Origin of the sequence: Humibacter sp. (genome assembly GCF_051954055.1) — a bacterium.
Lineage (GTDB): Bacteria > Actinomycetota > Actinomycetes > Actinomycetales > Microbacteriaceae > Humibacter.
The window spans coordinates 20,823-44,242 of the sequence record NZ_JBQCIE010000101.1 but is presented as its reverse complement, the minus strand read 5'-3'; the positions used below and the strand labels follow the sequence as shown (position 1 = coordinate 44,242).

The 23,420-nt window shown below is 68.5% G+C and carries 22 protein-coding genes; 7 read left to right on the top strand and 15 right to left on the bottom strand.

The genetic code is table 11. The annotated features are described in order from the left end of the window. Positions 1-160 precede the first annotated feature (160 nt). Positions 161-622: an Hsp20/alpha crystallin family protein gene (locus tag ACTHNC_RS12595; protein ID WP_440294951.1), complete on the top strand. Its 462-nt coding sequence runs from the start codon at positions 161-163 to the stop codon at positions 620-622. A gap of 90 nt (positions 623-712) precedes the next feature. On the opposite strand, the gene ACTHNC_RS12590 is transcribed toward ACTHNC_RS12595, so the two are convergent. Beyond that, the gene (locus tag ACTHNC_RS12590; RefSeq protein ID WP_440294950.1) at positions 713-1,549 is read right to left on the bottom strand and encodes an aldo/keto reductase; all 837 of its coding nucleotides are present in this window, start codon (positions 1,547-1,549) and stop codon (positions 713-715) included. A gap of 94 nt (positions 1,550-1,643) precedes the next feature. Here ACTHNC_RS12590 and ACTHNC_RS12585 point away from each other — a divergent pair, with 94 nt between their 5' ends. After that, positions 1,644-3,791 (top strand): S9 family peptidase, encoded by a 2,148-nt coding sequence (locus ACTHNC_RS12585; protein WP_440294949.1) that lies wholly within the window; start codon positions 1,644-1,646, stop codon positions 3,789-3,791. Here ACTHNC_RS12585 and ACTHNC_RS12580 read toward each other — a convergent pair. The 3 genes from ACTHNC_RS12580 to ACTHNC_RS12570 form a co-directional block, all read right to left on the bottom strand. Next, complete coding sequence (locus tag ACTHNC_RS12580) at positions 3,779-5,467, bottom strand: VWA domain-containing protein (protein ID WP_440294948.1); 1,689 nt, start codon at positions 5,465-5,467, stop codon at positions 3,779-3,781. The genes ACTHNC_RS12585 and ACTHNC_RS12580 overlap by 13 nt on opposite strands. Before the next feature lie 220 nt (positions 5,468-5,687). Beyond that, positions 5,688-6,719 (bottom strand): 6-phosphofructokinase, encoded by a 1,032-nt coding sequence (locus tag ACTHNC_RS12575; RefSeq protein ID WP_440294947.1) that lies wholly within the window; start codon positions 6,717-6,719, stop codon positions 5,688-5,690. Between the two features lie 137 nt (positions 6,720-6,856). Next, positions 6,857-7,534, bottom strand: a complete 678-nt coding sequence (locus ACTHNC_RS12570) for a CYTH domain-containing protein (RefSeq protein WP_440294946.1) — start codon at positions 7,532-7,534, stop codon at positions 6,857-6,859. 101 nt (positions 7,535-7,635) lie between these two features. On the opposite strand from ACTHNC_RS12570, the gene ACTHNC_RS12565 reads away from it, so the two are divergent. After that, positions 7,636-7,848 carry a hypothetical protein gene (locus ACTHNC_RS12565; protein WP_440294945.1) on the top strand — a complete coding sequence of 71 codons (213 nt, stop codon included), beginning with the start codon at positions 7,636-7,638 and terminating at the stop codon, positions 7,846-7,848. Between the two features lie 3 nt (positions 7,849-7,851). On the opposite strand, the gene ACTHNC_RS12560 is transcribed toward ACTHNC_RS12565, so the two are convergent. The 3 genes from ACTHNC_RS12560 to ACTHNC_RS12550 all read right to left on the bottom strand — a co-directional run bounded on the left by ACTHNC_RS12560 (position 7,852) and on the right by ACTHNC_RS12550 (position 11,272). After that, positions 7,852-10,011: a DEAD/DEAH box helicase gene (locus ACTHNC_RS12560; protein WP_440294944.1), complete on the bottom strand. Its 2,160-nt coding sequence runs from the start codon at positions 10,009-10,011 to the stop codon at positions 7,852-7,854. Positions 10,012-10,276: 265 nt separating this feature from the next. Next, positions 10,277-10,687 (bottom strand): DUF6804 family protein, encoded by a 411-nt coding sequence (locus ACTHNC_RS12555; protein WP_440294943.1) that lies wholly within the window; start codon positions 10,685-10,687, stop codon positions 10,277-10,279. A 192-nt stretch (positions 10,688-10,879) separates the two neighbouring features. Next, positions 10,880-11,272 carry an RbsD/FucU domain-containing protein gene (locus tag ACTHNC_RS12550; RefSeq protein WP_440294942.1) on the bottom strand — a complete coding sequence of 131 codons (393 nt, stop codon included), beginning with the start codon at positions 11,270-11,272 and terminating at the stop codon, positions 10,880-10,882. A gap of 195 nt (positions 11,273-11,467) precedes the next feature. Between ACTHNC_RS12550 and ACTHNC_RS12545 the strand changes: the two genes are divergently transcribed. Together ACTHNC_RS12545 and ACTHNC_RS12540 are read left to right on the top strand one after the other, a co-directional pair. Beyond that, entirely contained in the window at positions 11,468-11,746 is a 279-nt protein-coding gene (locus tag ACTHNC_RS12545) for a metal-sensitive transcriptional regulator (protein WP_440294941.1), read from the top strand. Then, positions 11,743-12,318 carry an O-acetyl-ADP-ribose deacetylase gene (locus ACTHNC_RS12540; protein WP_440294940.1) on the top strand — a complete coding sequence of 192 codons (576 nt, stop codon included), beginning with the start codon at positions 11,743-11,745 and terminating at the stop codon, positions 12,316-12,318. The genes ACTHNC_RS12545 and ACTHNC_RS12540 overlap by 4 nt, the downstream gene beginning before the upstream one ends. 21 nt (positions 12,319-12,339) lie before the next feature. Here ACTHNC_RS12540 and ACTHNC_RS12535 read toward each other — a convergent pair whose 3' ends face one another. From ACTHNC_RS12535 to ACTHNC_RS12510, 6 genes are all read right to left on the bottom strand, one after another. Further along, positions 12,340-12,924: a GDSL-type esterase/lipase family protein gene (locus ACTHNC_RS12535; protein WP_440294939.1), complete on the bottom strand. Its 585-nt coding sequence runs from the start codon at positions 12,922-12,924 to the stop codon at positions 12,340-12,342. A gap of 104 nt (positions 12,925-13,028) precedes the next feature. After that, positions 13,029-13,889 carry an aldehyde dehydrogenase family protein gene (locus ACTHNC_RS12530; protein WP_440294938.1) on the bottom strand — a complete coding sequence of 287 codons (861 nt, stop codon included), beginning with the start codon at positions 13,887-13,889 and terminating at the stop codon, positions 13,029-13,031. Beyond that, on the bottom strand, positions 13,886-15,382 hold the full coding sequence (locus tag ACTHNC_RS12525) for an aldehyde dehydrogenase family protein (protein WP_440294937.1): 1,497 nt from the start codon (positions 15,380-15,382) through the stop codon (positions 13,886-13,888). The genes ACTHNC_RS12530 and ACTHNC_RS12525 overlap by 4 nt, the downstream gene beginning before the upstream one ends. Positions 15,383-15,412: 30 nt before the next feature. Beyond that, the gene (gene deoC, locus ACTHNC_RS12520; protein ID WP_440294936.1) at positions 15,413-16,396 is read right to left on the bottom strand and encodes a deoxyribose-phosphate aldolase; all 984 of its coding nucleotides are present in this window, start codon (positions 16,394-16,396) and stop codon (positions 15,413-15,415) included. Further along, a complete protein-coding gene (locus ACTHNC_RS12515) occupies positions 16,393-17,409 on the bottom strand; it encodes a sugar-binding transcriptional regulator (RefSeq protein ID WP_440294935.1) in 1,017 nt (338 codons plus the stop codon). Before ACTHNC_RS12515 ends, deoC begins: the two co-directional genes overlap by 4 nt. A gap of 239 nt (positions 17,410-17,648) precedes the next feature. Continuing rightward, complete coding sequence (locus ACTHNC_RS12510) at positions 17,649-18,494, bottom strand: LysR family transcriptional regulator (RefSeq protein WP_440294934.1); 846 nt, start codon at positions 18,492-18,494, stop codon at positions 17,649-17,651. Positions 18,495-18,614: 120 nt separating this feature from the next. Between ACTHNC_RS12510 and ACTHNC_RS12505 the strand changes: the two genes are divergently transcribed. Then, a complete protein-coding gene (locus ACTHNC_RS12505; protein ID WP_440294933.1) occupies positions 18,615-19,955 on the top strand; it encodes an MFS transporter in 1,341 nt (446 codons plus the stop codon). A gap of 40 nt (positions 19,956-19,995) precedes the next feature. Beyond that, a complete protein-coding gene (locus ACTHNC_RS12500) occupies positions 19,996-20,940 on the top strand; it encodes an ROK family protein (RefSeq protein ID WP_440294932.1) in 945 nt (314 codons plus the stop codon). A 13-nt stretch (positions 20,941-20,953) separates the two neighbouring features. On the opposite strand, the gene ACTHNC_RS12495 is transcribed toward ACTHNC_RS12500, so the two are convergent. Together ACTHNC_RS12495 and ACTHNC_RS12490 are read right to left on the bottom strand one after the other, a co-directional pair. Continuing rightward, positions 20,954-22,132, bottom strand: a complete 1,179-nt coding sequence (locus ACTHNC_RS12495; protein ID WP_440294931.1) for a CynX/NimT family MFS transporter — start codon at positions 22,130-22,132, stop codon at positions 20,954-20,956. A gap of 100 nt (positions 22,133-22,232) precedes the next feature. Then, complete coding sequence (locus tag ACTHNC_RS12490) at positions 22,233-23,294, bottom strand: class I mannose-6-phosphate isomerase (protein ID WP_440294930.1); 1,062 nt, start codon at positions 23,292-23,294, stop codon at positions 22,233-22,235. Between the last annotated feature and the right edge of the window lie 126 nt (positions 23,295-23,420).

Genomic DNA, 23,420 nt, shown 5'->3' with positions numbered 1-23,420 from the left:
CATTCTGATCCCGCATCGGGTGCATCCCGCGTTCGCCGAGAGCGGAGGCCGAGGCACTAAATCGTTGGCACTCTCCATCGCCGAGTGCTAATCTGACCGTAGTTGAGTCAGTACGGCTCAACTTTGAATCATCGTGGATCGACCATGGAGGAGTAGAGAGATGGCAACCAACTACGACCCGTTCCGCGAACTCGATCGGCTGGCCGGCGCCATGTTCGGTAGCGGGCAGGGACCGCGGCTGATGCCGATGGATCTGTACCGCGACGGCGACACCTACGTGCTGAACGCCGACCTGCCCGGAATCGACCCCGGCTCGGTGGACATCGACGTCGACGGCCAGCTGCTGACGATCCGCGCCGAGCGGACCCTGTCGAGCGGCGACGGCGTGAAGTGGATCACGCGAGAGCGCCAGTCCGGCTCATTCCTTCGTCAGCTCAGCCTCGGCCAGGGAGTCGACACCGAGCGCATCTCCGCCAACTACGTGAACGGCGTGCTCAGCGTGACGATCCCGGTCAGTGAGAAGGCGAAGCCGCGCAAGATCGCGGTGACCAGCGGCGCGGTCTCCGATGAGCACCCGACCGTCACTGTCGAGGAGAAGCACGACAAGCCGATCGACGCGTGAACGTCGTTCGCGCCGAGCGCCTTCACTGACGCCCTCCTGACGAAGGCGGGGACCGGGAATCGTCCCGGCCCCCGCCTTGGTCGTCTCCCGCTACTGCTCTTCGTGATGGTTCGGGTCGCCCCCGAACAACCGTCCGTCTGACTTGCCGAGCGCGGTGATCGCCTCGACCTCTTCGGCGCTCAGCTCGAAACCGAAGACGTCGAAGTTCTCGTGCTGGCGTTCGGCGTTGCCCGACTTCGGCAGAGGAACGGATCCGAGCTGAACGTGCCACCGCAGAATGACCTGCGCCGGAGTGACGCCGTGAGCCGCCGCGGCATCCACGATCGCCTGCTCCTCCAGCACCGGCGAGTTCTTGCCGAGCGGGCTCCATGCCTCTGTGACGATGCCGTGCTCGTCGTGGAACGCGCGCAAGCGCTCCTGCGGGAAGTACGGGTGCAGCTCCACCTGGTTCACCGCAGGCAGCTCTCCGGTCTCGCGCTGCAGCCTGGTGAGGAACTCCTCCGTGAAGTTGGAGACGCCGATCGTTCGCACCAGCCCTCGATCGCGCAGATCGATCATCGCCTTGAACGTCTCCACGTACCGGTCGACGCTCGGGTTCGGCCAGTGGATCAGGTACACGTCGATCATCTCGACGTCGAGAGCGCGCCTGGACTGCTCGAACGAGGCCATGGTCTCGTCGTACCCGTGGTGTCGTCCGGGGATCTTCGTCTGCACGATGAGCTGAGCGCGCTCGAGTCCGGATGCCCGCATGCCGCGGCCGACGGCATCCTCGTTCTCGTAGTTGACGGCCGTGTCCAGCAGCCGATAGCCGGCCTCGATCGCCGACACCACGGCCCTCTCGCCCGTCTCGCCGCGCAACGGATACGTTCCGAAACCGATCGCGGGGATGCTCGTTCCATCGTTCAACACGCGCTGCGGAATGCTCATGCACGTAACGCTACCGACCCTGCACCGCGGCGAGGCGGGCGACGTCGCGGCGGTCGTCCGCGGTGGCGAGCATGTTACGGATAGCGTGGATCGCATGCCCGGTCTCGACATCGCCGCGCCCGCCGCCAAGCGGGTCCCGTTCACCCGTACACACCACGGAGACTCCGTGCAGGACCCCTACGAGTGGCTGCGCGACAAGGAGGACCCCGAGGTGATCGCGCACCTGGAGGCGGAGAACGCTTACACCGAGGCGCAGACCGCGCACCTGGAACAGTTGCGTGAGCGGATCTTCGAGGAGATCCGCTCACGCACCCAGGAGACCGACCTGTCGGTTCCGGTGCGCGAGGGCCGCTGGTGGTACTACTCCCGCTCGTTCGAGGGCAGGCAGTACGGCGTGCAGTGCCGCGCCCCGATCGCGTCCGACGACGACTGGACCCCGCCGACCGTGGCCGACGTGGACGCGGGCACACCAGCGCTCCCTGGCGAGCAGGTGCTCTTCGACGCCAACGCGGAGGCGGAGGGGCACGAGTTCTTCCGGCTGGGCACCTTCGACGTCAGCGCCGACGGCACGATGCTGCTGTACGCGGTGGACACGATCGGCGACGAGCGGTACACGCTTCGCGTGCGCGACCTCGTGAACGGCGGCGAGCTCGGTGACGAGGTGCCGAACACGTCGGCCGGGGCCGTGCTCTCCCCCGACGGTCGGTACGCGTTCTACGCCACTGTCGACGACGCGTGGCGGCCCGACACGATCTGGCGGCACGAGCTGGGAACGGACGCTTCCGCCGACGTGGTCGTGCACCACGAGAAGGACGAGCGGTTCTGGGTCGGCATCGGCGTCAGCCGCAGCCGCGGCTACCTCGAGGTGGGAATCGGCTCGTCGATCACGAGCGAGTCCAGGCTCATCCCGGCGGACGATCCGACCGCCGCGCCGACCGTCGTGTGGCCGAGGCGCGAGGGCGTCGAGTACTCGGTGGAGCACGCGATCGTGGCCGGCGATGACCGGTTGCTCATCGTGCACAACGACGGCGCCGAGGACTTCGAGCTGGTGGACGTCGCGGCATCCGATCCCGCCGGACCACGGCGGATCATCCTTCCGCACCGGCCCGGCGTGCGCCTCGAGTCGGCGGATGCGTTCGCCTCGCGCGTGATCGTCGAGTACCGCAGGGAGGCGCTCACCCGGGTGGCGGTGTTACCGCTGACCGGGGACGGCTACGGACAGCTGCGCGAGCTCGAGTTCGACGAACCGCTGTACACGGTGGGCACGAGCGGCAACCCGGAGTGGGAGCAGCCCACCGTGCGCCTCGGCTACGGTTCACTGGTCACGCCGTCGACCGTGTACGACTGGACCCCTGGCGCCGACGCGGTCTCGAGCGAGCTGCGCCTCCTGAAGCGACAGCCGATCCTCGGCGGCTACGACCCGGATGCCTACGAGCAGCGCCGCGAATGGGCGCGGTCCGACGACGGCACGCTCGTGCCCATCTCGCTGGTCTACCGAAAGGACCTCGTCCAGCCCGGCACGCCGGCACCGCTCGAGCTGTACGGCTACGGATCGTACGAGCACAGCATCGACCCGTCCGTGTCCATCGCACGACTGTCGCTGCTCGACCGCGGCGTGGTGTTCGCGATCGCGCACGTGCGCGGCGGCGGCGAGCTCGGCAGGCGCTGGTACGAAGACGGCAAGCTCACCCGCAAGCGGAACACGTTCACCGACTTCGTCGCCTGCGCCAAGCACCTCGTCGAGCGCGGCTGGACCATTCCCGACCGGATGGTGGCTGAGGGCGGAAGCGCAGGCGGACTGCTCATGGGTGCGGTGGCGAACCTCGCACCGCAGCTGTTCGCCGGCATCCTGGCGGCCGTGCCGTTCGTCGACGCGTTGACGAGCATCCTCGACCCCGATCTCCCGCTCACCGTGATCGAGTGGGACGAGTGGGGCGACCCGCTGCACGACCCGTCGGTCTACGAGTACATGAAGTCGTACACGCCGTACGAGAACGTGCCGCAGGATGCCCGTGCCTACCCGCGCATCCTCGCCGTCACCAGCCTGAACGACACCCGGGTGCTGTACGTGGAGCCGGCCAAGTGGGTCGCGAGGCTACGCGAGGCCGGTGCTCCAGTACTGCTGAAGACGGAGATGTCGGCAGGTCACGGCGGCGTCAGCGGACGGTACAACTCGTGGCGTGAGCGCGCCTTCGAGCTGGCGTGGCTGCTGGATGTGCTGCGCGCCGGTCAGGAGCAGTAGGGGCGGCAGGTGCGCTGCGCGAGCGCCTCGACGAGCACGTTCGTGATGTCGTGCGGCTGCTCCGCCGTGTACACGGCACCCACCGTGGCATTCGCGATCTGCGACATCGCCGACACATCGGTGTCCGGCCCCATTCCGACCATGATCACCGGAACGGGCTTGGCAGGATTGCGCAGCGCCTTCAGCTGCGAGAGCAGGTCGGGCAGGCTGAGGCCGCCGGCCGGGTCGTCGTTCCTGCCGTCGGTGACCACGAGCACGTAGTCGGCCATGTGAGGGTCGTAGCCGTTCTGCACGGCCTTCACCGCCGCGAGCACGGTGTCGTACAGTCCGGTGTCGCCCTTGACCATGCCCGACAGCGACGCGTACACGCGTGACACATCGGCGGCGTGCGCCGGATCGCTCAGCGGCAGAATGGGCGTCTGCTGCGCCCACGGCTGAGTGCCGGACTGGTTCGTGGAGAACGTCCAGACGCCCATATCCGTCTGCGGCGGCAGGAGTTGGAGCATGCTGTTCGCCGCGTCCTGGAACACGGCGATGCGACTTCGACCGCCCGCGTCCTCGTCCATCGAGCCCGACGTGTCGACCACCACGAGCATGCGGGAGCGCAAAGTGATGGCCGACCAGCTCTGCAGCAGACCGATCTGGGCGCCTCCGTCGAGGGCTGGACGGGTCTTCGGCGCGTTCGCCACGACACCCTTCGCCGCGAAGTCGGACGCGGCGTTCGCGGTGCGGAACCCGGCCTGCGCGAGCGTCTTGGCATCCGTCGTGAACTGACGCTCGAGGGCGTCGATCAGCTCGTCCTTGTTCTTGTCACCCGTGGTCGGCCCGGCCACGCGAACGAACGGATACGACACGCTGACCGTGCCGTCCTTCGGGTAGAGGGCGAAGAACTGGTGGTCGGGCGATGACTCGTTCTGGGCGACGACCGACTGCTCCGTCGTGAGGACCACGGTGGGAGCCGAGGCGTTCTCGGCATCGGTGAACGCATCGGCGACTGTCGGCGGGATGGTCTTGCCGAGTTCGATCATGTCGCGCGAGAAGGCCAGGTCGTCGTTCGGGTTCGCCGTCGCCTTGATCTCTGCGAGCGCTGCAAGGCTCGAACCGTTCTGCGCAGGCTCGGGAAGGAGCGCCGGAGTATCTCCGTCTGCGATGGTGCTCCACTGCAGGCTCTGCCCGTTGAAGGCATCCGCGTTCTCCGACGGCGTTGCGAACACGAGAGGACTGGAGGCGATCGACGGCCCGAAGTCCGCGAGCGGGGCGCGGCGGATGAGCGACCACGACAGCACCTGCATGCGCGGCTCCCACGCCGGCGAGTCGGGTATCCACACGTCGGCCTTCGCGTCGCCCCCGACGGCGAGCGTGGATGCCGTGTCGGCCGACTTCTCGGAGCGCACGGTCGTGTGCACGCACGGAGTCGTCGCGTCGAAGCCCTGCGCGGACTTCGCGAGCGCGTCGGCGATCGACGGATCGGCGACGACTCGCAGGTCGACCGGATCGCACGTCTGCGCCCACGCCGCGGCGGGCAGGACCGGATTGAACACGTTCTTGGTCCACGCGACGCAGCCGGTGACGATGAGCACGAGCACTACACCGCCCGCGATGAACCACATCGTTCCGCGGATGCTGCGGCGCTTCGGCTGCTGCTGTACGGGGACTGGTCCGGTGGACCGCGACACTGGTCGCCTGGCGGAGCCCCTTTGGGGTCGTTCGTTGCTGCTGTGTCGGCCCACGGGCGCTCCTGGTCGGGTTCCAGCCAGCCCGAATCGACCCCCCTCATCAGGGCTGCAGTACGCGGACAGCCTAGCCAACACCAGGCGGATCGACCATCGAGGGCGCGAAATAGTTCGCCTCGCTCGCAAACTCGCGACCGAGGTGGCGAGGTTCCGCCTTCCGGGCTTACCCGAAGAGCAGCGCCGCCTCCTCGTAGCGGTAGTCGGGAACGGTGTTCAGACCGCCGGTGGCGTCCGCGATCGAGACGATCTCGACATCCGTTCCCTTCAGCGACACCATCGAACCCCACTGGCCCGTCTGCGCCGCATCCACCGCCGCCATGCCGAGGCGCGTTGCCAGCACTCGGTCGTAGGCGCTCGGCACGCCGCCGCGCTGGATGTGGCCGATCACCGTTGCCCTGGACTCGATCCCGGTGCGCTCCTCGATCATCGGAGCGAGCAGCTCGCCGATGCCGCCTAGGCGAGGACGATTGAACGCGTCGAGTCCCTTGTGCGAGTGCGCGCCCTCCATGGTGTTCAGGTGGAAGCCCTCGGAGACCACGACGACGGGTGCACGGCCACGGTCGCGTACATGCTCGACCCATTCGCAGATCTGCTCGATCGACTGCGGCTGCTCCGGGATCAGGATGGCGTGAGCACCGCCGGCCATGCCGGAGTGCAGAGCGATCCAGCCGACGTGTCTGCCCATGACCTCCACGATCATGCAGCGCTGGTGCGACTCGGCCGTCGTGCGCAGACGGTCGATGGCCTCGGTCGCTATCTCCACCGCGGTGTCGAAGCCGAACGAGTAGTCGGTCGCCGCCAGGTCGTTGTCGATGGTCTTCGGCACGCCGATCACCTTCAGTCCGCCCTCGTCGACGAGGCGACGCGCGGCCGTCAGTGTGCCCTCACCGCCGATGGCGACGATCGCGTCGATGCCGTGCTCGTCGAGCATCCGCTGGATCTTCTCCGGCCCGCCGCCGTCGCCCTCGAACGGATTGGTGCGGCTGGAGCCGAGGATGGTCCCGCCCTGGCGGGAGAGACCGCGAACGCTGTGCCTGTCGAGGGGCACGATGTCTGCGTCGACGACGCCGCGCCAGCCGTACCGGAATCCCACGAACTCGTCGCCATAGACGCGATCGCCCTTCAGCACGGCGCCGCGGATCACCGCGTTCAGGCCGGGACAGTCGCCGCCCGAGGTGAGGATTCCGATCTTCATTACGCGCCTCTTTCGCACACACAGGGATCACATCTGTTTGCACGTCGATACGCCGGTGTATCGGCCGATACGTCAATGATCATGCCGGATGCCGCCGGTCCCCTCCAAAACGGGAGCGGCGGCTGCAGGAGAGCGATTCAGCCCGCTCTCAGCGCCCGCTCCAGCTTCGATGAGCTCTGCGAGGGATGCCCACCCGCGGAAATCACGACCTGCTCCAGTCCGTCGAGCAGTTCCGTTCGCGCCCGCCTGCTGTCCGGTGCGGCTGCAGAGAGCTCGACCTCCCACTCCCGCCACGTCTCGCGCCCGCCGGTGACGAGGTTCTCGCCCGTCACGTGGTCGTCGCAGTACTCGGCGACCGGGTAGCCAGCGGCATCCAGAAGCCGGCTGACCATGCGGTGGTTGCGCACTCGGGCGATCGGTACCAGCTCCGCCTCTCCGATCAGGTCGGCCAGCTCCTCCACCAGGAACTGGGGCACGGATGCCCGCCCCTCGTCGCGCTCACGGCTGTCGCTTACCCCGGCACGATCATCCGCTTCGATGCCGAGCGACCAGTGCTGCTCCATGCGGCCCTCTTCGACGTCGCGCTTGATGTGCCAGCCGGCATCGGGACCTCCCTCGCGCCTGCGGAGGGCCACCCGGGCGTGAGCGAGCTTCAGGTCGGTCGTGTCGTAGTAGACGGCATCCAGCTCGCGCACCTCCGGCGCCTCGATCACCGCGATCGGGCCGACGCCGACGAACGCGGGAACGCCCGCCGTCTCGGTCACGTCGTACTTGCGCTCGATCTCGATCGTGGAGGTGCCGTGCCGCTTGCTCATCACCCCAGTCTTGCGCAGGTGTCACGAGTGGACCGTGCGAGGAGACGGCCCGAGCCACTCGGCGGGTGCGTGGCGACCCGGCACGGACGTAACCTGACTGCATGACCGAGCACGCCGAGGCTGTGCCAGCGGATTCCGACCCGGACTACGACGAGTTCGCCGCCGCTCAGGAGGGCGACTACGAGCCCGAGTTCGACGAGGCGGAAGCGCTGGCAGACGAGGACGAACGCCCCATCGACGACGACATCGACGATGGCTTCCCCGATGATGAGCGGGTCGTGGTCTTCGACGACGAACCCGACGACGACGCCTGAGCCCTATCCGTTCAGGGCGTCGCGCAGCAGCGAGATCAGCGCATCCAGCTGCACCGAGTCGGCCGAGCCCGGCTCGACGTCGACGCCGTCCAGCGCGCGCAGCGCCAGCGACTGCTTCGAGTCGATCAGCTCCGCGATCTTCGCGTCGATCGTCTGCGCCGCGATGATCCGCCAGGCCGTCACCGGCTCCTCCTGACCGATGCGGTGCACGCGGTCGATCGCCTGCGTCTGCTCGGCCGCGGTCCAGCTCAGCTCGGCGAGCACGACGTTGGATGCCGCCTGCAGGTTCAGCCCGACGCCCGCGGCGGTCAGCGAGCACACCGCGACCGACACCCCTGGATCGTTGTTGAACGCGTCGATCTCCCGCTGGCGCGCGAGCGCGGTCTGGTCGCCGCGGATGGAGACGCTGCGCAGCTGAAGCGAGGCGAACGCCTCCTCCGCCTGGTCCATCACGTCGATGTGCTTGGCGAAGAACACCACCTTGCCCACCGATCGCGCCAGCTGCGCCGCGTAGTCCGCGGCGAGCGCGGCCTTCGCCTGGCCGATCTTGCGCACCATGGTGAACACGTTCTCGCCGGTCTTCGCGCCCTTCGACTCCTCCAGCTCCGCGTGCGCGACCATGCGGATGAGGTGCTCGCGTCGCTCGTCCGCGTCGCCAGAAACGGACTCCCCGACGCCGGCGGTCTCCGCGCGCCGGTAGCGCTGCACGAGCCGGGCAGCCAGTTCGCGCTCCGCCGCTTTGATGGAGCGGCCGAGCTCGTCATCCAGTTCGACCGGCAGGTCGACGACGCGACGCGAAGGCAGATCGGCGGCGACGTCGATCTTCTTGCGGCGCACGATGCCCATGTCGATCACGGACTCCCTTGCCGCCGTGTAGAACCCGGGGTCGGCGGGCGTGAGGCCGGTCTCGTCGAGTCGCTCCATGAGCTCCGCCGTCGGCTTCGCGCCGTCGATCCAGCCGAGGAACTGCCAGATCGCGCGGAAGTCGTCGATGTCGTTGATCAGCGGCGTTCCGGTGAGGGCTATCATCAGGGGGTCCGCGACGGTGTGCCTGATGGCATCCGCCAGGGAGAGCACGTAACGGGATCGTTGCGAGTGCAGGTTCTTGATGAAGTGCGCCTCATCGACCACCATTCCTCGGAAGCCCAGCTCGGACAGCCAGGCGAGGTGTCGGTCCAGCACCTCGTAGTTGACGATGACGACGTCGGCGAAGGCATCCAGCCCCTCGCCGTCGCCATGGATGACCGTCGCCCTGCGGTGCGGCGTCCACAGCGCGACTTCGCGCGCCCAGTTCATCTTCACGACGTTGGGCACGACCGCCAGCAGGGGGTACGCGCCCGCGACGGACGCCGCCAGCACGGACTGCGCCGTCTTGCCGAGCCCCGGCTCGTCGGCCAGCAGGAAGCTGCGATGCCCCAGCCGCACGGACTCGACGAACCGCGCCTGGTGCTTCATGAGCTCCATGCCGGTCGGCGAATACCTGTCGATCCTCGGCGCGGGAGGCAGCTCCATGCTGGCCGCCTGACCGCCCGATCCGTACTCGAACGATTTGAAGAGCGGGCCGAGCAGCTCCCAGGAGTCGAGCCGGCGGCGAGGCGCAGGCGCCGCGTGGCCGGCGAGCGCGAAGTCCGGGGCGAGGAAAGGGTTGGAGAGTTGCCTGGCGCGCACGGACTGCGGGATGACCTGCTTCTGCGCGAGCTCCGGTGAGAGCAGTACCTCCTGCTTGGGCTTCGGCGCTTCGGTCGTGATGATCAGATCGTCGGGCTCCAGTTCGGCGCCGGATTCCAGCAGCCAGTCCCTGCGCATCTTCTGCGCGGCGGGACTGGGCGGAGCCGTCGACTCGAGCAGTGCGATCAGCGACGTGTCGCGGGCAGCGGTCTTCGCCAGGATGGTGGCGATGCCGTCGAGCCGCTTCAGCTGCTCGGCGCGCGCCGAGTCGCTCAGCGCAGGGTCGGACTTGGCGCGGCCGCGTTCCTCGCGCATGAGGAGCGCGATCACCTGGAATTTGGTGCGGTTCGTCGGCCCCAGCTTCTTGCCCGTCGTGGCCTTCGATTCGACCTCGCGCACGCGTCTGGCGAGCACGGGGATGAGACCGTCGTTGTTCGAATGACGGGAGCCGGAACGGCGTGATGCCTGGGCGGTGCGATCGCCGGTGTTCGGCATGATCCTCCTGTGCGTGACGGCCCGGTCGAGACGCGGGCCGCTCCTGGTGGGGCGACGGGGTGACGGCATCCGCCCGCATGGGTCCTTCTCGTGCCATGAGAAGACGGTGACGACAAGACCGATGCGGGAGGCGAGGGTGAAGCCCGAGTGTCGTCTGCGATGCAGCCGACGAGACTTGAAGCGAAGGCCAGAACCCCGACGCTGGATTATTTTACGGCACGCGGACGCATTGCGTCACTTGCGGCTCGCGCGTCGGAGCGAGACGTCACTTGCGTCCGGAGCTGCGACCTCTAGTACCGCCACCGCGCTTGCCGTCGTATCGACCGGCGGGGCCCTGCTTGCCCTCCTCGACGGGAACTTTGATGGAGATCCCGGCGGCGATGAACACAATGGCGCCGGCCAGGTGCAGAAGTCGCAGCCAGAGATCGGGGATCGACAACGGCCACACCGGGTTGAACACGATGGCGATCGGGATGAGACCGGCGAGCCACCAGTAGTTCTTGCCCTGCACGGCGAAGACGCACATGATCAGCGCCAGGATCGCGACCGCGTAGAGCACCCAGATGTACCAGCTGCCGTGAATCAGCGCCAGCGCCGCGATCAGGACGATCGCGCCGATCAGCCCGGGCAGGAGGGCGAGACGGGCACGGGTTGGCGGGGTCTGGGGGCGCGACATCGCCTGAAGCTTACCCGCGCGTCGTGTGCTCAGGCTCGACGGTCACGACAGTGGCGCACATGCCGCGGGCACGCCGAGGCGGCCCTCGGCGCGTGCGGGCTGAGCCTCGCACTCTCGGGGCGCGCCGAGGGCCGCGTAGACGCGAGCCATGCGTCTGAGAAACGGGTGCGGCCGAGGCCGCGCCGGTTCCTCTCAGCAGCGACCCTTGCAGAGCAAGAAGCCGAAGCTGTCGGCGGTGTCGACCACCACCGTGACGCGGCTCGCGGTGAGCAGCGCGCCGAAGGCCGTCTCGGAGACGGGGAGAGTCTCGAAACGACGGCCTTCGGCATCCGCTGCCAACCCCGCGACGGCGAACGAGATGTCGCTGAGCTCGTTGTCGCCTTCGATGACGATGGGGGCATCCGGGTCGAGCGGTGTGACGGCCAGCACGGCCATCGCGACCTCCTCGACCCCTTCGTGGCCGATCGGGATGCCTTCTGGAACGTCGTGTTCGGCGCTCACGATCGCGATCCACGCGCCACTCGGGGCAGCATCGAGCGCGTGCAGCAGCGCACCGGAGACGATCGGTGACAGATTTTTGAGCATGCGGGTGCCTCCTCGCGCCTTCGGGTGGCGCAACGCCTTCGGGTGGCGTCTCGGGTCTTATGAGGATCCGTCGACAGTCTAGAAAGACCGCAGGAGACCGGCACAGTCCCCCCTTCGGGGCCGCTGCCCCTCGTAGGCGTTCCTGAACAGGCCGGATGAACCGCTGAGCGCGGTGGCACGGCCTACCCTGAGAGCGTGATCGAGGACATCAAGAAGCGGGCACTGCACCGCACGCGCATCCTGTCCGGCCAGTTGCGCGGACTCGAGAAGATGATCGAGAACGAGGACTACTGCGTCGACATCATCACCCAGTCGCTCGCTATCCAGAAGTCGCTCGGTTCGCTGAACAAGCTGCTCGTGGAGAACCACCTGCGAACGCACGTCGCCGAGCAGTTCGAGGCGGGGGGCGACCAGCGCGAACGCGCCATCGAGGAGTTGCTGCGCGTCTTCGAACTCGCCAACAACCGAGGATGACCGTGGCCGGCTCGCAGAACGGAACGTCGCGCTCGGTGAACGGGGTGCGCTTCGAGACCGTGCTCGGCGACATCACCGAGCAGCGGGTCGACGCGATCGTGAACGCCGCCAACTCGTCGCTGATGGGTGGAGGCGGCGTGGATGGTGCCATCCATCGCGCCGGAGGTCCGGACATCCTCGCCGCCTGCAGGGTGCTCCGGGAGACCCGGCTCCCGGATGGACTACCGACGGGCGACGCGGTCGCGACGACGGCGGGTCGCCTGCCCGCTGGCCATGTCATCCACACCGTCGGCCCGGTGTGGTCGCGACGCGACGACCGGACTTCGCTGCTGCGGAGCGCGTACTCGAGGTCGCTGGAGGTTGCGGGCGAGGTGGGTGCGGCATCCATCGCGTTCCCGGCTATTTCGGCCGGCGTGTACGGCTGGCCGATGGACGACGCAGCCCGGGTCGCCGTCGCAACCTGCTTCGAAGGCGCGCGCGACGTGGCGGGACTCGAACTCGTGCGGTTCGTGCTGTTCTCGCCTGATGCCCTCGCGGCGTTCGACCGCGAGCTGGCGTCTGCCGCCGTGTAGAGGGCGCTCGAGGCGGATTCTCTACCTGCGGTGCCGCACGTGCTCGCGCGGAATGAGGATGGGGCGGCTCGACGGCGGCACCCGATGCAGCGTCTCGAGGGCTCCGCGCAACTCCCCCGCCCAGACCTCGTAGCCCCGTTCGTTCAGGTGCAGCGAGTCGTCGGAGTACTGCGGGTCGATTCCGCCGTCGTCGCCGGCCAGTGCCGGCCAGAGGTCGAGGTACTGTGCTCGCACCGTCGAGGCGAACTGCCACAGGTGCCGGTTCACGTCTTTGATCGTGTCGGTGTAGGCGGCCTCGCGCGGCATGACCGATTGCACGAGCAGCTGAGCACCCGGAAGCGCCTTGCGCAGGGAGACCAGGATGGTCTCGATGTTGCGCACGATGTGCTCGGCGGAGCGCCGCCACGCCAGGTCGTTCGTGCCGATCAGGAGAACGACGGTGTCCGGATCGAGGGCGATGATCTCGTCCAGGCGCGCCAGCACGGCATCCGTCGTGTCACCGCCGACGCCGAGGTTGCGCGAGCGCTCCTCCGGGAACCACTCGTCCCACCGACCGCCGGCCGTGATGCTGTCTCCCACGAACACGGTGGACACCTCGTCGGACATGTCGCTCCCAACGCCTAAGGAACTCCATCTTCACCCGGGAGCCTGAGCGCACGCCACCACTTGACGAACGGGCGCACGGCCTGCTTGCGTCGATGCCTGGCCGGTCAGCGCATGCTCTTGGTGTGCCAGACGGTCTTCGTCTCCACGAAAGCGGTGATCCGCTCCAGCGAACGCACGTCGGGCTCGCCGCCGGTGGGCGGCAGCACCCGCTTCAGTGTCTCGGCTGCCGAGATCTGCAGGTCGACCCAGTCCAGGTCGCCAGCACCGGTGAGATCAAGAGCGTTCACGTCGGAGTGCGACGCGAGCCACGGTGCGATCTCCGCCGCCGATCCGGTGAGCACGTTGACCACTCCGCCAGGAACGTCGCTGGTGGCCAGCACCTCCGCGAGCGAGATCGCCGAAAGCGGATGCCGCTCGTCGGCTACCACGACGACCGCGTTTCCCGTCACGATGGCCGGGGCGACCACGGCGACGAGACCGAGCAGCGAGAGCGAGCCCTGCGGTGCGATCGCGGCGACCACCCCGGTCGGCTCCGGCACCGAGATGTTGAAGAACGGGCCGGCCACCGGATTGGCGTTGCCCACGACCTGCGCGTACTTGTCCGCCCAGCCTGCGTACCAGACCCACGTGTCGATGGCCGCCTCGACCTGCACAGCGGCATCCTGCTTCGAGAGCCCCTCGGATGCCTGCACCTCGTCCGCGAACTGGGCGCGTCGCCCCTCCAGCAGCTCTGCCACCCGGTAGAGCACCTGCCCGCGGTTGTACGCGGTCGCGCCCGACCAGCCGGCCACGGCCTTGCGGGCGGCGACGACGGCGTCCCGTGCGTCCTTTCTGGATGCCTTCGCCGCGTTGGCGAGGAACGCACCGTCGGCGGCCAGCACCTCGTAGCTGCGACCTGACTCGCTGCGCGGGAACGCCCCGCCGATGAACAGCTTGTACGTCTTCGGCACGGCAAGGCGCGTCATCGGGCGGATCCCTTCTTCGCGGAGGTGCGCACGGTGAGGCGCTTCGTCTGGGCCGGGGCGGCAGGGGCCAAATATCCGGCCAGCCCGTGGCGGCCGCCCTCGCGGCCGTAGCCGGACTCCTTGTATCCGCCGAACGGCGACGTCGGGTCGAACCGGTTGAACGTGTTCGCCCACACCACCCCGGCCCGGAGCCGGTCGGCCACGGCGAGGATGCGGCTGCCCTTGTCGGTCCAGATGCCCGCCGAGAGCCCGTACGGCGTGTTGTTCGCCTTGGCGATCGCCTCGTCGGGCGTGCGGAACGTCAGCACCGACAGCACCGGCCCGAAGATCTCCTCCCTGGCGATGCGGCTCGATGTCGAGACGTTGTCGAAGATGGTCGGCGCGAACCAGAATCCGCGTTCGGGGATGGCGCACTCGGCGCTCCATCGCTCGGCACCCTCCGTCTCGCCGACGGCGCTGAGCTCGCGGATGCGCGCCAGCTGCTCGGCGGAGTTGATCGCGCCGATGTCGGTGTTCTTGTCGAGCGGATCGCCGAGGCGCAGCGTTCCGAGACGAGTCTTCAGCCGGTCGACGACCTCCTCGTGCACGCTCTCCTGCACCAGGAGACGGCTGCCGGCGCAGCACACGTGCCCCTGGTTGAAGAAGATGCCGTTCACGATGCCCTCGATCGCCTGATCGATGGGAGCATCGTCGAACACGATGTTGGCGGCCTTGCCACCGAGCTCCAGCGTGACCTTCTTGCCCGTTCCGGCGACGGCGCGAGCGATCTCGCGACCGACGGCCGTCGAGCCCGTGAACGCCACCTTGTCGACGTCGGGGTGATTCACGAGCATCCTGCCGGTCTCGCCCGCTCCGGTCACGATGTTCACCACGCCGGTGGGGAGGCCGGCCTGCTGCACGATCTCGGCGAACAGCAGAGCCGTCAGCGGGGTGGTCTCCGCGGGCTTCAGCACCACGGTGTTTCCTGCGGCGAGCGCCGGCGCGATCTTCCACGCGAGCATGAGCAGCGGGAAGTTCCACGGGATGATCTGACCCGCGACGCCGAGGGCGCGAGGAGCGGGACCGAGGCCGGCATGATCGAGCTTGTCGGCCCATCCCGCGTAGTAGAAGAACCAGGCGGCGACGAGCGGAACGTCGACGTCACGGCTCTCCTTGATCGGCTTGCCGTTGTCGAGGCTCTCCGCCACGGCGAGCTCGCGGGCGCGCTCCTGCACGATGCGGGCGATGCGGAACAGGTACTTGCCCCGGTCCGCGCCGCTCATGCGCGACCACACCTTCTCGTAGGCGCGTCTGGCAGCGCTCACGGCGAGGTCGACGTCGTGCTCGTCGCCCGAGGCGATCTCGGCGATCGTCTCCTCGGTCGCCGGCGAGATCGTGCGGAAGGCGTCGCCGTGCCCGTCGACGAATTCGCCGTCGATGAAGAGGCCGTACGAGGGCTTGAGGTCGAGGATCGCGCGCGACTCGGGCGCCGGCGCGTAGTCGAGGAAGGTCATGGTCTGAAAGCTCTCTCGTTCGGCCGGGATTCAGTCGATGGTCACGTAGTCGGCACCGGAGTAGTGTCCGGTGGTGAGCTTCTGGCGCTGCAGCAGCACGTCGTTCAGCAGGCTGGACGCGCCGAACCGGAACAGGTGCGGGTCGAGCCAGCGCTCACCGGCCGTCTCGGCGACCGTGACGAGGTAGCGAACGGCGTCCTTCGACGAACGGATGCCGCCCGCGGGCTTCACGCCGACGGTCTCTCCGGTCAGCCGGTGCCAGTCCCGCACGACCTCGAGCATCAGCAACGTCACCGGGAGCGTGGCGGCGGGCGACACCTTGCCGGTGGAGGTCTTGATGAAGTCGGCACCGGCCAGGATGGCCAGCCAGGATGCCCTGCACACGTTGTCGTAGGTGGCCAGTTCGCCGGTCTCGAGGATCACCTTGAGGTGCGCGCTGGAACCGTCTGCGCGGCGGCACGCCTCCTTGACCGCGACGATCTCGTCGAACACCTCGCCGTACCTGCCGGAGAGGAACGCGCCGCGGTCGATCACCATGTCGATCTCGTCGGCACCCGCGGCGACAGCGTCGGCGGTGTCGGCCAGCTTGACGTTCAGCGACGCGCGGCCGCTCGGGAACGCGGTGGCCACGGCGGCGACACCGATCGTTCCTCCCGCTTGGCGATGAGCTGCTCCCAGAGCTTCGACGGCCACCGGCACGAGGTCGCCGTACACGCACACGGCGGCCACCTGCGGGCAGGTCGGGTCTGCCGGGTCGGGGAGGATCGCCTTGGCCACCAGCGATCGCACCTTGCCTGCGGTGTCGGCGCCCTCGAGCGTGGTCAGGTCGATCAGGGAGACGATCGTGTCGAGCGCCCGCTCCTTCGACGACGTCTTGATGGAGCGTGTCGCGAGCGCAGCAGCGCGCTGCTCGAGGCCGACGGCATCCACGCCCGGCAGGCCGAGCACGAAGCCGCGGAGGCTCCGCTCGCTCAGTTCGGAGCCGACGACCGTGCGTGCGAGATCCAGCGTCATGATGCCCGCTCCCCCACTGTCGCCTCCTGCTGCGCCGCGCTCTGGCTCGCGGGCATCCGCTCATCCGACGCCTCGTCGAGCAGCGCGGCTGCCGTCTGGTCGTCGGTGATGAGCACGGTGCACAGGCCGTTGGTGACGAGCGCTCTCGCCACCTCGTGCTTCCCATCGCCCGCGACGACCGCGATAGCCGTCTCGGATGCCTTGATCCGCTCGAGAGGCAAGCCGACGGTGCGCGAGTCGAGCTCGGCGTCGACGGGCTTGCCGTCCGCCCCGATGAAACGGCCGATCACGTCTCCGACCGCGCCCTTGCAGACCAGGCTCTCCACCTCATCCGCAGTGAGGTATCCGCTGTGCACGAGCGCCGAGTCGGGACCCGCGACGCCTGCGCTGAACAGGTACGCCTCGGCGTGCGCCGCACGATCGAGCACACCGGCGATGGCACGGTCGTGCTCGATGCTTCGCTTCGTCGCGGTGTGCTCGAGGATCGCCGGGATGGGCAGCACGTGCGCCGAACCCGCCGCCTTCTGCGCGATGACGAGCGCCGTCGCCGAGGCGGTGTCGCCGTACTTCGTGAGGCTCAGTCCTCCGTTGATCTGAACGACGCCGACGCCGCGCGCCCATCCCCGGGGCAGGCAGGCTGCCACGTCGTGCATGGTGCGGCCCCAGCTGACGCCGAGCGTCTGCGGTGCAGGGCGCATCGCGGTGAGGTAGTCCGCCGCGGCCTGTGCGACCCGGCGCTGCAACTCCTCCGGCGAGGAGACACCAGCAGACGATGCGACCACGATGTCCTTCAACCCGTATCGCTTCTTCACGGCCTGTTCGGCGAGCACGCGCCTGGCTCTGGGATGCACGATCTCGATGCGCACGATGCCCGCAGAACGCGCCTGGGCGAGCAGCCGGCCGACCTTCCAGCGCGTGATGTGCAGCGCTGCGCCGATCTCGTCCTGAGTGCGTCCCTCGTCGTAGTAGAGCTCCGCCGCGCGTACGGCGAGCAGTTCGTCTGAGGAGTTCATAGCGTCTTCAAGACTACGAAGCGCTCCCACTTATGAGCAACGCGGCGGCATCCTCTTGCTCATCTGCGCGGCACCCAGTGTCGTTGGCTCGCCCCTTCGTTCGTAACTCCTGCAAATCCAGAACCACTCAGACCGGCGACGGCCATTTCTCGGGCACCGCAGTCCTCGACGAATGGATTTGCAGGAGTTACGAACGCGCGATGCGGCGACGACGGGACGCGACTCGCCTGGCGCAGCGGTCAGTGCAGAGTGCGACCCATGATGGCTCGGGTGAGCGCCGCGACGGGTTCGGCCGCGGCCCGGGGGTTGGACAGCAGGCTGAACTCGACCTGGCCGAGCTCAGGCAGTCCGAGGCGGTTCGTCACCTTGACGAGGTCGTTGGGGATGATCGTGCGCGGGAAAGGCGCGACTCCTAGGCCGGCACGCACGGCGGCGAGCACTCCGTTCACCTCGCGCGTGTTGCACGTGATGCGCCACACTCGGCCTGCGGCCTCGAGTGCGTCGATCGCCATCTGCCTGCTGATGCTCGGGTCCTGGTACGCGATCAGCGGCACCGTATCGTCAGGGCCGAGTTCGGTCTTGTCGAGCCCCATCCAGACGAGGTCGTCAGTGCTCACCCGGTCACCCTCCTGGGAGCCGGCCATCTGCTTGATGAAGATGAGGTCGAGCTGACCGGCCTTCAGTCGGCGGTGCAGCGGCGTCGACTGACTCACCGTGAGCTCGAGGTTGATCTGCGGATACGCCTGCCGGAAGTCGCGAAGGATGCTCGGCAACTGCGTGATCGCGAGGTCGTCCGCCGCTCCGAAGCGAAGACGGCCACGCATGGCGGTGCCGCTGAAGTAGCTGTCCGCCGCGGCGTGGGCGGCGAGGATGGTGCGCGCGAACCCGGCCATCGCATCCCCGTTGTCGGTCAGGCGCACCTGGCGTGTGTCGCGGTCGACGAGCACACGTCCCGCCGCCTTCTCGAGGCGTGCGACGTGCTGGCTGACGGTCGGCTGGCTGAGCCCGAGCCGCTCCGCCGCCCTGGTGAAGCTCCCCGTCTCGGCCACCGCGAGAAAGGTGGCCAGCAGGTCCGGATCGAACATGCTCGAAGCATACATTCACAAACCCAATAGGAGTTATAGGTCCGATTGCTTAGGGGAATGAGCAGTGCTTGATTAGCGTTGAAATACACGTTCGATCAGCCTCTTATTCGAAAAGCACTCGTGACAGCCACCTCTCCGACGCACTCAGCCGAAAGCCTCCTCACCGCGCCCGTACCCGTGCTCGAGCGACGCCCGCCGTGGCGGGACACGTTCTCGTCGCTGCGCGTTCCGAACTACCGGCTGTATGCGGGCGCGCAGGTGATCGCTACGACGGCGCTCGGCATGCAGCGGGTGGCGCAAGACTGGCTGGTGCTCCAACTCTCCGGCAGTGTCGCCGCGGTGGGCGTCACGGTCGCCATGCAGTTCACGCCGATGCTCATCTTCGGTCTTCTCGGCGGCGTCATCGCCGACCGGTATCCGAAGCGCGTGCTCCTCATGCTCACCCAGTCGACGGCGGCGCTGCTGGCGGGCATCCTCGCCACGCTCATCCTCACCGGAACGGTGCAGGTCTGGCACATCTGGGCACTGGCGTTCATCGGCGGATTCGTCACCGTTGTCGACAACCCGGCTCGTCAGGTGTTCGTGAACGAGATCGTGGGGCCGAAGCTGCTGAGCAACGCGATCAGCCTGAACTCGTCCACGTTCCAGCTCGGCGCCCTCATCGGGCCGGCCGTCGGCGGCATCGCGATCAGCGCCGTGGGCAGCGGCTGGGCCTTCGTGATCAATGGATGCGCGTGCCTGGTCGTGGTCGGCGCGCTCGGCATGATGAACACCAAGGCTCTGCTGCACTCGCCGGTCGCTCCGCGCGGCAAGGGGCAGCTCGCCGAGGGACTGCACTATGCGGCGCGCAAGCCGGCCATCCTGTTCACGATCATCACGCTGGGCGCGGTCGCGATGTTCGCCTACACGATGCCCGTGCTCCTGGCCGCGTACGCGAACGACGTCTACAAGGTGGGCTCCGCCGGCTATGGGTTCTTCAATGCGCTCGTCGCCGTCGGCGCGCTCACCGGTGCCGTGCTGTCCACCCGCCGCGTCGGCGTCAGCCTGCGCCTCGTGATCGGCGGGGCTGTGGTGCTGGGAGTGGTGCAGGCATCCGCTGCGCTCTCACCCGACATCGTGGTGTTCGCCCTGCTCATGGCGCTGAGCGGTGCGGCGAGCCTGCTGTTCCTGACGAGCGCGAACTCGCTCGTGCAGATGTCGACGAACCTCGGCATCCGAGGCCGGGTGATGGCGCTGTACATCCTGGTTCAGCTGGGCGGTCAGGCCCTCGGCGGTCCGGTGATGGGCTGGATCGTCGAGCGCTTCGGTCCCGACTGGGGGCTCGCCGTCTCCGGCCTCGTCCCCCTGCTGACCGCCGTGGTCATCGGGCTGCTCGTCATGCGCCGCTCGCACCTGAGGCTGGCCGTGCGCCGGGGCGGGCGAATGCCCGGGCTCTCGATCGTCTCCCGCGACCCCTCGTAGCGCGTACGGGACGAGCCCTGTGCTCCCCTAACCTGGTTTCATGACCCCGCCCCTCGCTCTCGCCGTCGACTTCGGCGGCACCAAAGTCGAATCCGCCCTCGTCACTCCGGACGGCGAGGTGGTGCCCGACTCGCGGCACCGCGCCCCCACCGGACGCGAGGCGACGAGCGAGCTGTTGCAAGCATCCGTTCGCGAGGTCGTCGAGCGCGCGCTGGATGCCGCCGACGGCGAGGAATTGGTCGGCGTCGGCATCGGATGCGCCGGGCCGATCGACCGGGCTCGCGGGCTCGTGTCGCCGCTCAACGTGCCGAACTGGCGGGACTACGACCTGCGCTCATTCGTGGAGTCGGTGCTCGCCGAGCGCGGCCTCGAGCTGCCCGTGACGCTCGAGATGGACGGCGTCGCCATCACCATGGCGGAGCACTGGGTGGGCGCGGCGCAGGGCGTCGACAACGTGATGGGGATGGTGGTCTCCACCGGCATCGGCGGCGGACTCATCGTGGGCGGCCGAGTGATCACGGGCCCGACCGGCAACGCCGGGCACATCGGCCACGTCGAGGTGGCCGGGTACGAGGGCGAGGATACGTTCGGCAAGGCGACATCGCTCGAGGCGATCGCGAGCGGCCCGCACACGGTCGCCTGGGCACGACGGCAGGGCTTCTCCGGCACGAACGGCGAAGCTCTCGCTGCGGCGTATGCGGCGGGCGACCCCGTGGCGCGTGCTGCGATCGAGCGCACGGGACGCGCCGTCGGGCAGGCGATCGCGAGCGCAACGGCGCTGCTCGACCTCGAGCTCGTCGCCATCGGCGGCGGCTTCTCGCAGGCGACGCCCGACCTCTTCGAGGTGATCAACGCGACGATCGCCGAGCACTACTTCGGGTTCGTGCGCAAGGTGCGAGTCGTGGCGTCGGGGCTATCGGGTGAGGGGCCGCTGATCGGGGCAGGAGCGCTCGTGCACCGGGCGGAGCTGCTGCCCGCCCGGTAGGGGCATCCCCGCGTCAGCGCGAGCGCGCGTGTGCCACGTGGTCCTCGAGCATTCCAGGCCGTGCGACGACCGTGCCGGCGAACACGACCGCCACGGCTGTCCCCAGCAGGAAGACGAGAGGCCAGAGCCAGCCTCCTGAGACGTCGTGCAGTGCACCGACGACGATCGGCCCCAGCGCGCCGAGCACGTACCCGAGACCCTGGACGAATCCGCTCAGTGCCACAGCGCCTTCGTGGGTGCGGGTGCGCAGATTGATGAGCACGAGGCACAGCGGGAACAGCAGCGGGCCGAGACCGGCGAGCACCACCCACAACCACGTCGCGACACCCGGCCAGAGGATGAGTCCGAGGTAGCCGACGATGAAGAACGCCGCCCCGAGATAGACCAGCAGGCCGACATTGCGCATCCGGCTGGCGAGCGCAGGGATCAGCAGGCTGGCGGGTATGCCGATTCCGGCATACAGCGAGAGCAGTGCGCCGGACTGGGCTGCATCTGTGTGAGCGGTGTCGTGCAGCAGCTCCGGCAGCCAGGCGAACAGCGCGTAGGCGTTGAGGGACGACGCGGCGAACGTCACGGCCATCGCCCACGCGAGCGGAGCGTGCCACACGCGGCCCATGGCGGTCGATCCCGGCTCCTCGACCTCGGCGTCCACGCGGCGGGCGTCCGGCCGGCGTACGAGCACGGCGAGCCACGGGAGCGCCGCGATCACGCCGAGCACGGCCCACATGCCCACCGAGTAGCGCCAGCCCGCCGAGTCGGCGACGGGAACGGCGAGCAGCGGCGGCACCAGCGTGCTGACCGCGAGCACCGTGGCGTACAGGGAGGTCATGAGGCCGACGCGGTCGGGGAAGTAGCGCTTGACCAGCGGCGGCAGCAGCACGTTGCCGACCGCCATGCCGGCGAAGGTGAGCACACTGCCGGCCACGAGCATCCAGAACGAGACCGACAGCCCGCGCAGTAGGTCGCCCACCACGATGGCCGCCAGCGAGACCAGCAGGACGACCTCGAGGCTCGCCCTGCGCGTGAACAGCGGGGCCACGATGCCGAACACGGCGAAGCAGATCGGCGGGAGCGCGCCGAGCAGACCGATCCCGGCGGCGCCGAACGGGACATCGTGCGTGATCTCGTCGAAGATCGGCGAGAGCGCTGTGACGGCCGCCCGCAGATTCGCGGCGACGAGCAGAATGCCCACGAACGCGAGGGTTCGCCCGGCCCAGAGGGGACGTGCCCCACGCGGATCTGCTGAGGTGTTCGGGTGGGTCACATTTCAGTGTTTCATGTCTGCCGCACCTTCATGGCCGAGGTGGCATGCAACGCAGCACCGTGAGCGTTCCGCGCAGCGTGAGGCGGCCCGCGGCGAACGGCACGAGAATGGTCTGCCCGTGCGAGAGCACGAGCGCGCCGTCGTTCCACTCCAGAACGCCTTCGCCCTCGAGCACGACGAGCACGCAGAACGCCGCATCGAAGTCGAACGACCCGTGGATGCTCACCCGTTGTGCCCGGAAGACCGCGTCCGCCTCCTCCGGGAAGAGGTCGGTGACCTCCGTCTCGCCCAGCAGTCGCGTGATGCGTGACGACCGGAGCTCGACCAGGCGGTCGTCGGAGACGGCAGAACCGTTGAGGTTGGACAGCGCCGTGCCCGCGTCGAGCCCGAGCAGGGCCGCCTCGCGATCCAGATCCGGGTAGCCGTCGTATTCGACGAGGATCGAGAGATCGACGGGCTGCTGGAGCTCGACCAGCGTGATGCCCGGCCCGATCGAGTGCGGCATGCCGGCAGGCACGTGCAGCGTGTCGCCGGGGCGCAGCTCGACGCGGTTCATCGCGGCGAGCATCGCCGGCACGTCCTGCCGCTCGAACCAGCCGAGCAGCTCGTCCTGGCCCACGTCACGGTCGAAGCCGAGGTACACATGCCCGACCCCGTCGTCGACCGCGACGATGATCCAGGCCTCTGTCTTGCCGCTGGCGTGCGCGAGGCTCTCCCGGGCGAACGCGTCGGACGGATGGTAGTGCACGAAGAGCCGCTCCCTCGTGTCCAGCAGCTTGACGAGCAGCATCGGGTCCGCTCCGAACGCGCCCACGTGCTCCTCGCCGAAGTAGTCGAGCGGGTGCGCTGCGAAGTCGTCGCGCAGGCTCGTGCCGTCCGGCAGCATCGTGAGTCCGACGCCGCCGCCCGCGAAGACCTCGGTCGCGGAGGCGACGAAGTCCTCCGGCATCCGTTCGCCCACCACGTCGTGGTTCGCGGGCAGCCCGCGGAAGCGGAGGATGCCAGCCCCGCCCCGATACGGCCGGGCGGCGGGCCGATTGGGGCCGAGCACCACCGGGGCCGTCCTCGTCGCAACTCCGTCTCTCGTCATCGCTCGCATCCCCTCGGTTCAAGTCGCGATATCTGCCCTTATCGGCCGCTCATAAGGGCAGACTTCGCGACTTGAACGGCGGTCTCACGTGGGCTCGTGCGACTCGTTCAAGGCTAGGCCGGCCGC

Bases quoted from the DNA above. Each gene is read 5' to 3' on its own strand.
- ACTHNC_RS12515 (WP_440294935.1), bottom strand. From the start codon at position 17,409: ATGAACTCCTCAGACGAACTGCTCGCCGTACGCGCGGCGGAGCTCTAC.
- ACTHNC_RS12510 (WP_440294934.1), bottom strand. From the start codon at position 18,494: ATGTTCGATCCGGACCTGCTGGCCACCTTTCTCGCGGTGGCCGAGACG.
- ACTHNC_RS12500 (WP_440294932.1), top strand. From the start codon at position 19,996: ATGACCCCGCCCCTCGCTCTCGCCGTCGACTTCGGCGGCACCAAAGTC.
- ACTHNC_RS12540 (WP_440294940.1), top strand. From the start codon at position 11,743: ATGACCGTGGCCGGCTCGCAGAACGGAACGTCGCGCTCGGTGAACGGG.
- ACTHNC_RS12560 (WP_440294944.1), bottom strand. From the start codon at position 10,011: ATGCCGAACACCGGCGATCGCACCGCCCAGGCATCACGCCGTTCCGGC.
- deoC (WP_440294936.1), bottom strand. From the start codon at position 16,396: ATGACGCTGGATCTCGCACGCACGGTCGTCGGCTCCGAACTGAGCGAG.
- ACTHNC_RS12530 (WP_440294938.1), bottom strand. From the start codon at position 13,889: ATGACGCGCCTTGCCGTGCCGAAGACGTACAAGCTGTTCATCGGCGGG.
- ACTHNC_RS12590 (WP_440294950.1), bottom strand. From the start codon at position 1,549: ATGAGCATTCCGCAGCGCGTGTTGAACGATGGAACGAGCATCCCCGCG.
- ACTHNC_RS12570 (WP_440294946.1), bottom strand. From the start codon at position 7,534: ATGAGCAAGCGGCACGGCACCTCCACGATCGAGATCGAGCGCAAGTAC.
- ACTHNC_RS12535 (WP_440294939.1), bottom strand. From the start codon at position 12,924: ATGTCCGACGAGGTGTCCACCGTGTTCGTGGGAGACAGCATCACGGCC.
- ACTHNC_RS12595 (WP_440294951.1), top strand. From the start codon at position 161: ATGGCAACCAACTACGACCCGTTCCGCGAACTCGATCGGCTGGCCGGC.
- ACTHNC_RS12525 (WP_440294937.1), bottom strand. From the start codon at position 15,382: ATGACCTTCCTCGACTACGCGCCGGCGCCCGAGTCGCGCGCGATCCTC.
- ACTHNC_RS12575 (WP_440294947.1), bottom strand. From the start codon at position 6,719: ATGAAGATCGGAATCCTCACCTCGGGCGGCGACTGTCCCGGCCTGAAC.
- ACTHNC_RS12585 (WP_440294949.1), top strand. From the start codon at position 1,644: ATGCCCGGTCTCGACATCGCCGCGCCCGCCGCCAAGCGGGTCCCGTTC.
- ACTHNC_RS12490 (WP_440294930.1), bottom strand. From the start codon at position 23,294: ATGACGAGAGACGGAGTTGCGACGAGGACGGCCCCGGTGGTGCTCGGC.
- ACTHNC_RS12555 (WP_440294943.1), bottom strand. From the start codon at position 10,687: ATGTCGCGCCCCCAGACCCCGCCAACCCGTGCCCGTCTCGCCCTCCTG.
- ACTHNC_RS12565 (WP_440294945.1), top strand. From the start codon at position 7,636: ATGACCGAGCACGCCGAGGCTGTGCCAGCGGATTCCGACCCGGACTAC.
- ACTHNC_RS12550 (WP_440294942.1), bottom strand. From the start codon at position 11,272: ATGCTCAAAAATCTGTCACCGATCGTCTCCGGTGCGCTGCTGCACGCG.